Annotated in this window: 7 protein-coding genes and 1 pseudogene; 6 read left to right on the forward strand and 2 right to left on the reverse strand. The window is 54.3% G+C overall.

The annotated features are described in order from the left end of the window. Window positions 1-210: 210 nt before the first annotated feature. Window positions 211-671: pseudogene (locus AMK05_RS26255) on the reverse strand (helix-turn-helix domain-containing protein); the annotation flags it as partial. 403 nt (window positions 672-1,074) lie between these two features. Here AMK05_RS26255 and AMK05_RS26260 point away from each other — a divergent pair. Both AMK05_RS26260 and AMK05_RS26265 read left to right on the forward strand, forming a co-directional pair. Continuing rightward, the gene (locus AMK05_RS26260) at window positions 1,075-3,084 is read left to right on the forward strand and encodes a HAMP domain-containing methyl-accepting chemotaxis protein (protein WP_064842524.1); all 2,010 of its coding nucleotides are present in this window, start codon (window positions 1,075-1,077) and stop codon (window positions 3,082-3,084) included. A gap of 521 nt (window positions 3,085-3,605) precedes the next feature. Then, window positions 3,606-3,791, forward strand: coding sequence for a hypothetical protein (locus AMK05_RS26265; protein ID WP_004673279.1), 186 nt, complete (start codon window positions 3,606-3,608; stop codon window positions 3,789-3,791). A gap of 70 nt (window positions 3,792-3,861) precedes the next feature. Here AMK05_RS26265 and AMK05_RS33800 read toward each other — a convergent pair whose 3' ends face one another. Beyond that, window positions 3,862-4,890, reverse strand: a complete 1,029-nt coding sequence (locus AMK05_RS33800; RefSeq protein WP_082935755.1) for an AraC family transcriptional regulator — start codon at window positions 4,888-4,890, stop codon at window positions 3,862-3,864. Window positions 4,891-6,192: 1,302 nt separating this feature from the next. Here AMK05_RS33800 and AMK05_RS26275 point away from each other — a divergent pair. From AMK05_RS26275 to AMK05_RS26290, 4 genes are all read left to right on the forward strand, one after another. After that, window positions 6,193-6,834 carry an SDR family oxidoreductase gene (locus tag AMK05_RS26275; protein ID WP_225881153.1) on the forward strand — a complete coding sequence of 214 codons (642 nt, stop codon included), beginning with the start codon at window positions 6,193-6,195 and terminating at the stop codon, window positions 6,832-6,834. 211 nt (window positions 6,835-7,045) lie between these two features. Continuing rightward, window positions 7,046-9,559: a methyl-accepting chemotaxis protein gene (locus AMK05_RS26280; RefSeq protein WP_064842531.1), complete on the forward strand. Its 2,514-nt coding sequence runs from the start codon at window positions 7,046-7,048 to the stop codon at window positions 9,557-9,559. Between the two features lie 183 nt (window positions 9,560-9,742). Next, the gene (locus tag AMK05_RS26285; protein WP_064842533.1) at window positions 9,743-10,942 is read left to right on the forward strand and encodes an ABC transporter substrate-binding protein; all 1,200 of its coding nucleotides are present in this window, start codon (window positions 9,743-9,745) and stop codon (window positions 10,940-10,942) included. Between the two features lie 432 nt (window positions 10,943-11,374). Continuing rightward, window positions 11,375-13,933, forward strand: coding sequence for a sensor domain-containing protein (locus AMK05_RS26290; protein WP_064842536.1), 2,559 nt, complete (start codon window positions 11,375-11,377; stop codon window positions 13,931-13,933). Window positions 13,934-14,000 lie beyond the last annotated feature (67 nt).

Here is a 14,000-nt window from a genome sequence, read left to right on the forward strand (position 1 = left end):
GGGTTCACTTTCGTTCGTCTTTCGGACACGCACCTGCTCGGATCTCGTCCGGACTTTTCATCCGGCGCTCACCACCACGGCTCTTTACCGCAGCAGCTCGGACTGGTTTGAGACCCGCTCCTGAAAGCCGATCCCGGAGGGCCATCCTCCATCATTCACGCAGCTTCACGTTACGGGGTTAGCTCATACTGAACTCCTTCCGTGCCTCTGCAGCACACTTTCGTCGATGAAGATCAGTTTCTCCGGATCGAGGTCCAATTGACCATCGAACCAGGCGCGCCGGCGCTTCAGGACGTCCGGTCGGTCCTGCTCCAGTGCGTGTGCGGTCTTTTTTTAAAGGTCCACCCACGGCCTCGAAGCCAGGCGCCAAGTGCGCTGCGGCTGATCTTCACCTGCCGCTCGACGGACAAGCGCTCAACCATCTCATCGAGCGTCACATCCCTACGCTCGTCGATCAACGCGACAACGAATTCCTCGTGTGCATCCACTGCCGAAGGTCGTCTCCAGCCCTGTGGCCGAGCAGTTAACTCACCCTCTTTCGCTCTTGCGATCCAGCGGATCGCTGTCGAAATCCCAACACCGAAACGAGCCGCAACCTGCCGAGCCGACATGCCCGACGCAGACGCTTTCAAAACTCGTATTCGGAGATCATCGCTCAGAGCCTGTCCCATCATCCACCTCTTCTCTGTGGATGTTGAATCAGCTTCGATGGACGCCGTCACATCACAATCGATTCATCGATCGCAGGACTTGCTCTAGGTCGGGGGCTCGTGGCGGGGCGAAACTCGGTTGCTGAAAACGATGATGCTCTTCGAACGGCGCCAAATGAAATTTTGCCGGCTGCATCCTCCTTGTAAGCGCGGACGATCCATTGGGCGCCTGACTATCCTTAAAACGTCGTCTTTTTGCATTCGAGACGAGCAGGAAAGGCTTCATTAACCAACGCAACCAATAGGTATTCTCAGCTATGTCACAGACCCACAAGATTGATCTGCCGTTCGAATGAATGAAACGGCAATTGGAAGATTTGAGTAGACAAGTCGATCGTCCACCTCACCTAAAAGGTTTGCCTTTATGCCCAAGTCCATTAGACTCGCTTTATCTTTGATATTTGTTCTGCTCTCTCTTCTCGCGGCGGGCCAGGGCATCGTGAGTATCGTCAAGCTGCTGTCCATTAGGAGCAATATATCCGAAGTTGCCAGCAACTGGCTGCCATCGATCGATGTGATAAATCGGATCAATACGATCACCGGGGACTACCGCATCCTGCAGTTCAGGCTGGTGACAAACTCATCAGATTCGACGAGCCTTGCGCATAATATCACCACCTTCCGCCAGAAGATGGAGGATCTCGCGAATGCCCGTGGTGAATATGAGCCGATGGTGACTTCCGGCGAGGAGCGTCAGGCCTATGACGCGTTCTCCGCTTTGTGGACGCAATATCAGGAGGATGGCGAGCGGATTGTTAAACTAATGCAGGCAGGCAAGAAGGATGAAGCATTTGCTCTTCTAACGAGTGACGCCACGACGAAACTGTATAATGATAGCGGAGCGCTCCTTGACCAGGATGTCGCAGTTAACAAGCGTGGTGGAGTCGCGGCCGTCGGAAACACGATGGGCGCCGTTTCATCGACGGTTTTGGTCACCATTCTCGCCATGGCGCTGGCAACTACGACGGGCATTATAGCCCTGCTTTACTGCATCCGGAAGATTACCGATCCGATCTCGCGGTTGACTACCACGATGGGCGTACTGGCAGATGGTAATCTCGACACTGAGGTTCCTTTCGCAATGCGCGCCGACGAAATCGGCAAGATGTCGAGAGCCGTTGAGGTATTCAAGCAAAACAGCATCAAGGCCCGCGATCTGAACGCGCAGGAGGCCGCGTTGCAGGCCAAGAGCGCCGACTTGCAGTCGAGCATTGCCGAGGTGGTGTCAGCCGCCGTAGCCGGTGACTTCACCCATCGCATCACCAAGAAATACGGCGATGCGGCTCTCGACCGTTTTGCAGGAAGCGTCAACGAGCTGGTCACCTCTGTTGACCGGGGCATCGCCGAAACTCGCCGCGTTATCTCAGCGCTTGCCGATGGGGATCTGACGGAAAACATGTGCGGCGAGTTTCAGGGAGCCTTTGGTGAACTGAAGAGTAATGTCAACGCCACCATGGCAGCCCTTCGATCCGTATTAGGCGAGGTTCGCTCCGCCGTCGACACGATCAACGGCGGAGCCGGCGAGATGCGCATCGCCTCAGGCGACCTTTCAAAGCGCACGGAACAGCAAGCCGCGGCTCTGGAGGAGACCTCTTCGGCGCTTGAGGAAATCACGGTGGCGGTAAAAAGCTCGACAGAAAGAGCCACGGAAGCCAGCCATATGGTCGATGAGGCACGCAGAAGCACCGAGCAGTCGAGCGCGGTTGTCAAAGACGCGGTCGCCGCCATGGGCCGCATCGAGCAGGCCTCGGATGAAATCGGCCAGATCATTAACGTCATTGACGAGATCGCCTTCCAGACCAATCTTTTGGCCCTCAACGCCGGCGTCGAGGCGGCGCGTGCGGGTGACGCTGGAAAGGGTTTCGCCGTTGTGGCTCAGGAGGTGCGTGAACTGGCACAGCGCTCCGCCACTGCCGCCAAGGATATCAAGGCGCTGATCAACCGGTCCGGCGACGAGGTCAAAACTGGGGTCAGGCTGGTAACGGCCACAGGCGATGCCCTTGGTCTAATCCGAGGCCACGTGATCAAGGTGAACGAGCACGTTCATACGATCTCGACGGCGGCACGAGAGCAATCGACCGGGCTGGCGGAAGTCAGCACTGCGGTCAACCAGATGGATCAGACAACCCAGCAGAATGCGGCGATGGTGGAAGAATCGACGGCGGCCACCAACCGGTTGGCGGATGAGGCTTCCAATCTGGCGCGGCTTATTGCGCGCTTCAGGCTCGACGGTTCGACTTCTGTACGGCGTGTTGCCCACCAGAACGGTAAGCCGGCCGCCTCGCCAGCGCGTGCCCTCTCCCAGAAGCTTGCCGGCGCCTTCGGCGGACGTACTACAGCCGCTGTCGTGACTAAGGAATGGGAAGAGTTTTAATGAATCATGTCATAATTCACCGCAGGATATTATCGGTTTCCATCTGGCAGCCAGCAGTTCTGCATGAAGACGACGTTGATCCCGGAAATCCGGGGGTTAGCAGAGGCGACGCCGCTGCCCCTAACGCATGTTCTCGGTTCAGGGATCTGCCGGTTCTGTCATTCCGGTGATAGAGCTTGCTGCCGAGATAACCAATGCCATCGGTCTAGCCACAGCGCCATTGTCGTCGTTGAGGTAGCAGATGGTATCATCGGCCCGGTCGTCGATCAGGTCTCTGGCATTCTATCGATCAACGGCGATCGGATCCAACCGGTTCGCACTTAGGCGCGACTTCGACCCAACCTTCAGCTACGGAATCACTCCGCTTGAACAAGGGATGGAATGCTTCCTTAGTTTTGAGCAAAGGTTTGGCACCAATCAGGACGCATCGCAGCTGCCTAGCAGACTTTTGCTTTTTCACCTTCCGCGACTGTCTTCCTTCAAGACGCGGAGTATTAACGAAATTCAACGAGAGTTCGAAGATGTCCAAAGTTATCGCAATCAATTTCGGGCAACAGGCTAAGACAGATACCCACTTAGAAAGCCACGAAGATGCACAGTCGCAGCGCCTGGAGCAAGAGCGGCTGCAAATGATCCAAATCACCAATCACCTTGAAGCACTGTACGCTCGGCTGCTGACCGTCTGTGGCGACAGACCGAAAAATTAAGGGCGCAGCGATGGTATAGCCCGGTGGAGCGCTGCGAACCACAGCGCCATCGCGAAGGGCTATTTCCGGGTCAGCTTTCGGGCGGAGAGGCCTGCGAAGCACACATAGATCGCCTATGCGGCAGAACATCGCTCATATGCACTGTTTTAGATGGCAGTTCGCCGTAACGTCTCTTGTACTCTGCAGCAAAACGGCCGAGGTGTGTGAAGCCCCACTTAAGCGCTATTTCCGAAACGCTGATTTTAGCGCCGTTTTGCAGCAGTTCCTGTCGAGCTGCGCACATACGCAAGTCTCGGAGGTGCATTGTGGGGCTGGTATTACGAAATTGTCGGAAGCCGTGCTGCAAAGTCCGCACGCTGACCTTGGCCGCAGCGGCGATATCGTTAAGGGAAATGGGTTGAGCCATATGCTCTTCCATAAACTCCATTGCCCGTTTCACGTGGCGAGGCGTGGGAGACGGAGCCGGACGACGAAGTTCATCGGTATAGCGATGCATACAGCTTTCGATCAAAAGGTACTCTATCGCGTCGAGGAGCGAGCTATAGGCCGACGGGCATTGTCGCAGAGCCCCCCCGGCACTGAGGCCGCGATGGGCAGACAGGGCTAGTTCTCGCATGAGCGTTCCCGCGCTCGATGCAAGATCAAGGGTCGGCTGAATTTGCAGATTTCCGCTGATCGTCCGATCGAGCATGCGAGAAAGCTTGTCACGCAAGGATTGCGTATCGATCGTCAATGACAGTTGAGATCTTATGCCATCTTGTCGGGCATTCAGCGGAGCATTTGCAACATGCGGCGACTCTACCTGTTGCCCAGACCAATGAAAGACTGCATTCCCGGACGCCGGCAGGAAGACCGTTACGACGTCAACTGGGGAATCTATCATGACCGAGAACGCCTCTTCATGATAGGCATCCGCAACGCCAAAAAGGGAAATTCGACTGCAGCGAGAGTTAAGCGATCTACTGTCGTGTTGAGCAAGGTCAGAGGACGCCAGGGGCGATGATATCAAAGGCAAAAGACGTTCGGGATCGGAGCCCTCGATAAAGTTGTCTTTCACTAAGGTCCCTTCATCGGGCTTGTTGAACAAACTTTCGGTCATCCAATATAAACCTATCTATGAACACCAACTCGCACATGCCGGGACTAGTTTTCCAAACCTTCAAAGCTCGAGACCGGATGGCGTGCGAGCGATTTTGATCGCGTACATGACCGATTCGGACCTTTGTGGAGGCCGGTTGAATCTCTCATTCCCTAGGCTTTCGTCATGGCGGATCATCACCAGCACCGACATCCACGTTCTCCCGCTCGAGATGGCCTCCTAGTTTTTCAGCGCTGCAGTTGGGAAGCCTCTAATGATGCGATGACTGGCTTCCACAAGCGTCGAGCAGATTGACAGATTGTCTGATATACGTTAATGCTATTCCTGATCAAAGGCAAGGCAGCATTAGGGAAATCTGCCACGGTTCTAGTGGAGTTCCCGCACGGGAAATCAATCTAAAGATGCCTCCCAAGGCGAGGGTGACGGGCTGCTTTCGATCGCAGCCCGTCACGGGAAGGGTGGGAGTGCTGTGAGTGGGAGAGAACCTACGCCAACCCACCTTGGAGGCCGTTGAGTCGACACGGAGAAAAATGATTGTGCTGTAGGATGGCCCCACGATTTCGCCACACGCTGGTCCTCTTAACCTGCGCATCAGCATACTTCGGTTATGACGTATAAGAGAGGCACGCTCCAGGCTCAACACTCGGAGACGCAAAGACGTCGACGAGTTCTTTTGGCCTACTAAGCGAGGCGGTCGCGGCAAATATCAATGCGTAAGCCGCGCCTCGTCGCATTGAGTTGACTTTGCGCTCTTCTTAGCGGGTACGGACTCCGGGCGTCTGATTGGGCAAAAGAAGAGCTTAAGGACGAAACCTGATGATGGTCAAACAGCTTGTGCTGCCATAGGCGTGCTGTTGTCTGTGCCGCGCGAACGCGAAAAGCGCGATCAAATCGGAACGTGGCGGCGAGAGAAGACTAACAGGAAAGACCACATCAAACTCAACCGGATGTCGGAATACCGATGCTTACGGCATTGCGGGCATGAGGCCTCAAAATGACGCCGGTCTCGACATGTGTCCGCCGAAAATCGCAAAAAGGAATTGACAGATTGTCGGACAAAAATTTTACTATATCGCCCGCGCACTGCTTGTTCGCGGGAGACGCAGCGACGGACCGGGAGTTATAAGTGCTAAACTTGGCCAAAAATGCACAAATTGTCGACCTTCTTAATCTGCCGGAAGCGGCGACCGGCGCGTGATACAAGCGTCTCTGACTCACAAGGCGTGTCATACTCCATCGACCGAGGTACTGGTTGAACGTGACAGTGACGCCAACATTTCTCCTGGGGAAAAAGTCTGTGTCTTGATAGGCGCGTCAAATCCTGTTGGTCTTTGTTTGGCGCGCTCATTTATAGAAAAAGGCTATCGGGTCGCCGTAGGCGACGCCAATCCCGCCGACTTCGCCTCCCTGGCTGAAGGCCAGGGAAACAATTTTTTACCGGTCAAAGTCAACCCGAACAGAGACGTTTACGTCAACTCAATGGCTGACCAGGTGTATTTGCGCTGGAGACGGGTCGACGTTCTGGTGAACATAGTTTTCCGCAGAAATGAAACAACCCAAACTGTAACGGGATCGCTATCCAGCGCGAATCTGGGGCTTGATGCCGTATCCAATCTAATCAGAGTTACAGGTGCCTTTAGCTCTCGACTTCAGGGCGCGGAGCTTGCCGTAGTGGACGTCGCATGGTTCGAAGAGACGACCTCGCTGGAAGCAGAAGCCGTCCTTCAAGCGGCGCTGCGCACTACTACCTCCGCAATTGCTAGGCAATATTTCGGTTCCGGGCTGAGGATAAATGCTGTACACGCCAGCGATGTGAATTCTACGTCTTCAAGCGAAAATGACGTGCTTCGAACAATGATCCACGCCGTGCAATTCCTGGCGAATTCGGAACTGTCCGGAAAGCTGACAGGGAACGTGCTGGAGATCGATCCTCGGTGCAGATAGATCCACTCCCACGTTCTGATCCGGCAAATCTGCAGGTATTAACCTTCCGTTAAGTTTCTCGAAAGACGCAATGGGTAAGAGGTCAAATCCTAACAACACGTAAAAAAGTTTCGATTGTTTTAGTGAAACTCTTATCCATGTTCGTTCAGGCTCAAACATTACTATTCCAAAAGCGAGGCCCCAGCACCGTTTGAGCCCTTTGGAGGTAAGTATGTTCGTCGATCGCCTGTTGTCCACCTTTACCATAAGAGCAAAGGTGTTATTGGTACTTGTACCCTTGATCCTGATATTGGCGGCAGTTGGTGGGGTCGGCTTAAAAGCAACTGGCTTGCTTCAGTCTCGTCTTCGGCTTTCAAATGAGGTTCTTCAGACCTTGAGCGGGTTTCGAAGTGTCGCGGAAAGCATGAACCGCTTTTTGGCGCAAAGCTCAACGGAGTACCGAGATGAGGCGCTGACAAGTTTAAACGGGCAGAGTGCAACCATGCAGTCGCTCCAGGAAGCGGCGGCAGGTAGCGGGAGCGATACTGGTGCGCTCGAAAACAGTGTATCGGCAATGTCCGTTATCTCGGGCAGCATCGGCCGCATGTGGTCTTTGCATAATGACGAGGAATCCGTTCGCAGCGACATTGTTTCCAACTTGTCGAAGATCAAGGAGGTCGGAGGCGCCCTTAAATTGGCTGCGGTTGATGTGCGCTCACAAGTACGCAATCAGGAGAACTCCGGGAAAACCATGCTCCGGGAGGCTACCCGCTCACTCGATACGGCATCAGTTATGCAACACATGGCGGAAGACTTGGTGAGCTTGCCGGACGGAGCGAAGCAGCCTCCGACTGTCGCCCAGCAAGGGCTTGTGATCAAAAAGTCGCTAAAAACAGTTAAGCGGGTAGTCTCGACTGCTGACGAGCAGGCCGTTACTAAAATAGAGAGGACTATCGCCAAGCTAATCGCCAACCCCGAATTTGTCGACCCTTCCACACGGCTTGCCGGCTCTGACCTACAGAGCTTTGCGACGAACCTGCGAGTGGATGCGATCCAGCACATGATTGAAGGAACAAATGCGATCCGGGCGTTGGATAAAGCGTTGACGGATTCCGAAATGCTTGTTGCGACGGCGACAACGATCGGCCAGGACGCCGATTCGATCGAAATCGAAATCAATAACCTGTTCCGTACAGCCAACGCAGAGAATCAGCAGCGCCTCGTTGAGCAACTTACAAAATTGGCGCGTGACACCGTGGCAGTTGGAGGCGTTGCCAGCTCGATATCTGGCTTCGATAAAATGCAGGAAGATCTATTCGCCCAGGTGGATTCTATCCAAGAGAACACAGAGAAGCTGGTCAAGATAGCGGAAGCCCGCCAAGCGCAATATTCTGAGGCGGACAAAACCGGCCAGGAGATCTGGAAAAACCTCGTAACCTTTGCAGCAACTCAGGAAAACGATGCTCGCAATGAAAGCAATCTTGCCCGCTTGCTGTCAACTATCGCCACAGTGTCCGGCGTCTTGGTAGCCTTGGCGGCTGGCGCCGGCCTGATGGCGACACTTCGCGCCCCGATCGAACGGATCGCGAAGCGCATGCAAGAGCTGGCAAAGGGCGATCTTCGATCGCAGATTGTCGGGCGTGACCGGAGAGACGAAATAGGTGAAATGGCTCGCGCACTCGAGGTTTTCCGTGAAAATGCTGTCTCGAAGATGGACATCGAGACACGAACGGAAGCCGATAGGAAAACCGTTGAACAGGAGCGGATGGATCGTGAACGCGAACGCGCTCAGATGGAGGAGGAGGTCGCAACTGCCGTCACCATTCTAGGAGAGGCGTTATCTCGATTGGCGCGTGGCGACATCTCTCAAGAAATTGACCGCCAATTCCATCCCAATCTTGAGCCGCTGAGGCGCGATTTCAATCACTCGCTTTCGATCCTGAGAGAGACAGTGTCTCATATCGACGAGAATACCAATCAAATTCAATGGGGAACCAGCGAGCTTTTCAAAGCCTCAGATGATCTGTCGCGGCGAACTGAATTGCAAGCCGCCTCACTGGAGGAGGCTGCGGCCGCCGTCGAACAGGTGACGGTCACGGTCAGAAAATCATCCGAGAATGCCTATGAAACCCAGGCTTTCGTGTCTGTTGTTAAAGAACACGCCGAGGGTGCGGCAACCATTGTGACCGATGCGATCAACGCAATGGGCAGAATAGAAGACGCGTCCCACAAGATCGGCCAAATCATTGGTTTGATCGATACGATTGCGTTCCAGACGAATCTTTTGGCACTAAATGCTGGTGTCGAGGCGGCTCGTGCTGGAGATGCCGGAAAGGGTTTTGCAGTCGTAGCCCAGGAAGTGCGCGAACTTGCCCAGAAATCATCAGCTGCAGCCCGCGAGATTCGCCACCTGATTTCGGAATCCTCTTCGGAGGTGGCGATCGGCTCAGATTACGTGGGGAAAGCAGGTGAGGCGTTGCACAACATAACGGCGTCGATCTTGAAGATTTCCGATCGGATTGATCAAATCGTCAATTCGAGCCGCGAGCAAGCGGCGTCCCTCGCCGAGATCAACAATAACGTCAATGTACTTGACCAGGGAACACAACAAAACGCTGCCATGGCCGAGCAGACAAATGCCGCGGCAAAGACTCTCTCGGATCAGACTAACGAACTCAGCGAGCGGCTCGCTTCATTCAAATTGACCGAAGATAAGGCGACGCGTCGGGTTAGGTTAGTGGCGTAAGCTGCGCATCGAACGAGACTGCCACGCGTCGGATGGCCACTGTGATAGCGGCGTTCTACTGAAGGGAAATCCGCTTACGGAAGCGAAATCCGGCCTTAGGCGCTTGGTCTCCCTTTCGTCGCCCGTCTGACTGTAAAAACCCACCTAGAGCCGATCAACCTTCAAGAGATCAACTGCTTTGCAATGCTCAGAGACACGAGAGGTATCAAATCCGTGCGCATACGTGAAATTACAAGAGCCATTATTCTAATCACCGGCTTGGTGATCCCTTCTGTAGCGGCCGCCGGTGGCCTTACGGAATTGCCGCGGGAGGAACGAAAAACCTACGAGTTGCTCGATCCAAAGTTGCCTACAGGTGAATCTGTCTTCCGCACGTTTAAGGCACAGCGAGCACCGCCGTGGAAAATTGGGTACGCATCGACATATGCTGACAATTCTTGGCGTGCGAGTATTCTTGATGAGTTCACAAACAAGATTGTTCCAGCTTTCAAGAAAGCGGGGCTGGTCTCCGAGTTCATCGTCACCCAGTCAAATCTTGAAGACGCTGTCCAGATCAGGCAGATGCGGCAGATGGTAGACGACGGCGTTGATGCAATTATTATCTGCTGTTCGAACCTCACGGCGCTTAATCCTACGATAGAGTATGCGTATTCAAAAGGAGTGCCTGTGTTCTCGTACTCTGGTTACGTAACATCGCCGTTCGCCGTCAACGCAACTGAGAACAACATGCAAGGCGGGTTTGAGGCGGCGAAGTGGCTCGCTGAAGAAATCGAAGGAAGTGGCAATGTGCTTCTCGTTTCGGGGATCTCCGGCTTTGCCTCCTCGGACAGCTTTGACGTCGGCGCAAAGAAGGCTCTGGAGTATTATCCCGAGATAAAGATCGTAGGTCATGTCGAAGGGAAGTGGACAGACAAGGTCGCGCAGGCCGAGGTGCAAAAATTCCTTGCAGCGAATCCCGGTCGAATTGATGGTATTATCGTTCAGTCGGGAGCTGAGAATGGTGTTATCAACGCGGTGCGCCAGTCCGGGCGCGACATGATCCCAATCGTTCTAGGAGGCGAAGCTTCGGCAGCCTGTTACTGGCGACGGAACCCCGACTTCGTAAGCAAGAGTTTTCATTTCTGGCCGCCGCGCTCTGAGGCGGGTTTCGTATGGGACGTAATGATGCGAACTCTTGAGGGACAGGGCCCCAAAATTCAGACAATCCTGCGGCCAGCAATTCCCAGTACCATAGAGGATGTAATGGCGGATTTGCCAGCTGATTGCGATCCTAACTCTGAGGATTGGATCGAGCCGAAGAATACAGCTTGGTGGTCTGCCAGCGCTGCTGCTAAATATTTCGATAACCCAGCGGATCCGCTCTCCTGGAAGCCGGCCGATTGAAGATCGCATGCGGGGTCTGTGTGGAATGCGGTGCCTTCATGATCGGCTCTCGTGCAAGGTAGGCTGCGCTAAGGAATGACAGTTCAAATTGGGAAATGCCCGGGTCGCCTCAGGAGACATGAGACAAGCGATCCGGTTCCAACGAACATATTTGCTCCGCGGTAGCATTCTTCCTCCGGCCCTCCTCTCGCCAAACGGGACAACATACTCTATGCGCCAATCAATCTACGTGCTGCCGCGAAGGTTGTTGCTTCGAATGTGAAAGCAAAGTTCATTTCCGACCGCACTATCCGGCTCAGGCCGACGCGCGGTTCGACGCCTTACTGACATATCTGCATCAATTTGTTGCTCGAATGATTTGGGTGGCGTTCCCGGAATTCCTGATCGGATGGATGATGCATCCTGTCTTGGCCCTCGGTAAGGAGCTTCACGATGAATTCGACTTTACAACCGCTTTGGCAACGCTCCTTTTTTCAGAAAAGGCGCAATCGCCGGAGAGACGAAGCGCTGCATCATGATACCTCAGCCGACCGAGGAGCGCTGCTTGAAGCATTGATCGGCGTGTTGCCCCTCCCAATTTTCTTCAAAGATCTGCACGGTCGCTATGTCGGTTGCAACAAGGTTTTCGAAGATCTCCTCGGTCGCTCGCGCGACGAGATCATCGGGAATACAGATTTTGATCTCAGTTCAACGCAACTGGCGGAAATTTATTCTATTGAAGAGAAAGGCCTTCTTGAAAGGGGTGGAGCCCAAGTCTCCGAGCGTAAGATCGCTCTCGCAAACGGCGCCATCCTGGATGTTGTCTGCAACAAGGCAGTTTTCAGAGGTCACGACGACGAGCCCGCGGGTCTGATTGGCGTTATCATCGACATAACCGAACACAAGTTGGCGGAGCAGGAACTCAAAAACGCTCTCGAACTAGCCCAAGGGATCGTCACCGCTATTCCAGACGTTCTGTTTGAGGTCGACGAGGATGGGCGATATCTTCAGGTCTGGACCAGAAATCCCGAACTACTAGCCCAGCAGCGGGAAATGCTACTGGGTAGGACGGTCGACCAAGTTCTTGCGCCTGATCAAGCGGCTATTGCAATGGAGGCGCTTCGAACTGCAAGCAGTGAAGGAGTTGCCTACGGTCGATGCATTAGCGTATCCTTGCCAAACGGCGAGACCCGATGGTTCGAGTTGTCGGTGGCTAGACGACCAAGCGCCGATCCTGACGCCGCCACCACGCTCCTGGCATTTTCGCGTGATGTCACGGAACGAAGGCAGGCGGAAGACGCCATCAACTCCGTGCGGACGCAATTGCTAAGTGTGCTGCAAACCATTCCTGACATGGTTTGGGTAAAGAATGTCGATGGCGTACACCTGTTGTGCAATCATGCATTTGAGCGGCTGACCGGGAAATCGGAGGCGGAGGTCGTTGGAAAAACGGACCTTGAATTGTTCGGGGCTGAGAGAGCTCACATTTCCGGAAAATCTGATGAGGCCACGATCGAAGCCGGTGGCATACTTATCGACGAGAATTGGGTGGTTTCCCCGGAGAACGGTCAGTCCATTCTTCTCGAAACACGTAAACTTGCGGTCCTCGGCGCCGGGGGAGAGGTTACAGGAGTCCTCGGGGTCTCTCGCGATGTCACGGAACTGAACGCCTCGCGGGAAAAAATCAGGCAAATGGCCTTTTACGATCCGGTGACTTCTTTGCCGAACCGCTTGCTGTTTAACGAGCGATTGCAAAAGGTCGTCAGTGACGCGTCGTCTCAACGTCGGCGGACAGGGGTAATGCTGATTGACATCGACCATTTCAAAGTCGTGAACGATACGATGGGTCACCCTGTGGGTGATCAACTACTCTGCCAGGTCGCTACCCGGCTTAAGAAATCTGTCCGCGATCTCGACACGGTTGCGCGTCTCGGCGGCGACGAGTTCGCGATTCTGTTGCCGGAAATCCAGACAACCGACGATCTCGATTGGGTTGCGTGCTCGATCCTCGAGAGATTCAAGGAATCTTTCCTATTGGATGGCAAGGAAGTCTACGTGTCATGCAGTGTAGGCATCGCGATCTCGCCCGACGACAGCACAGATGTCAACGATCTGGTGAAATACGCCGACTCTGCGATGTATCTTGCCAAACGCTCGGGGAGAAACAGTTTTCGCTTTTATTCGAAGGATTTGACTGTGGGCGTGGAGGAGCGCATGCAGTTGGAATCTGAATTGCGCCGCGCTATCGAGCGCGAAGAATTGGAGCTGCACTACCAGCCCAAGGTGCTTCTGGACAGCGGCGTTATGATAGGATCGGAAGCGTTGTTGAGATGGCCTCATCCCGAGATGGGCATGATTCCGCCGGTTCGATTCATTCCGGTCGCTGAGGATACCGGGCTGATCGTTGAACTCGGGCGATGGGTGCTGCGTGAAGCGTGCAAGACGGCGAAGGAGCTGAACGCCGATTGCCACCACCTGCACAAGATTGCAGTCAACCTTTCGGGTAAGCAATTCCAATGCTCACGGTTGGTAAACGAGATCGCTGCAATCCTCGGTGAAACCGGTTGCCGCGCGGAATGGATCGAAATCGAAATCACGGAGAGTCTGCTTCTCGATCGGAAGGGCGAGACCCTGCAGACGCTTCTTAAGCTGCGTCAAATGGGATTTTCGATTGCTATCGATGATTTTGGCACCGGTTACTCGGCGCTCAACTATCTAGCCCGCTTCCCGATCGACACGCTGAAGATCGATCGGTCATTCATAAATAGCTCGGACAAAAGGAACGAAGAATTGGTCAAAGCGATTCTGTCCATTGCACAATGTCTTGGACAGGACGTGGTGGCGGAAGGTGTTGAGACCGCCGAGCAGGCAGCATTTCTCGCAGCGAACGGATGCGGTTCGGCGCAAGGCTTCTTTTACAGCAAGGCCCTGCCGAAGATGGAATTGATCGCTCTTTGGATGCGCGCGTCCGCCACCGGCTTCGTTTCAGATCGTTACGCCGCTTCGCGATGATGAGCGCGAATAAGGGAAAATGTCACCTGTCTGATGGACGGTGATGCGGTGCGCGCTGTGAGACAAC

It is taken from the genome of Rhizobium sp. N324 (assembly GCF_001664485.1).
In the GTDB taxonomy this organism is placed as follows: Bacteria; Pseudomonadota; Alphaproteobacteria; order Rhizobiales; family Rhizobiaceae; genus Rhizobium.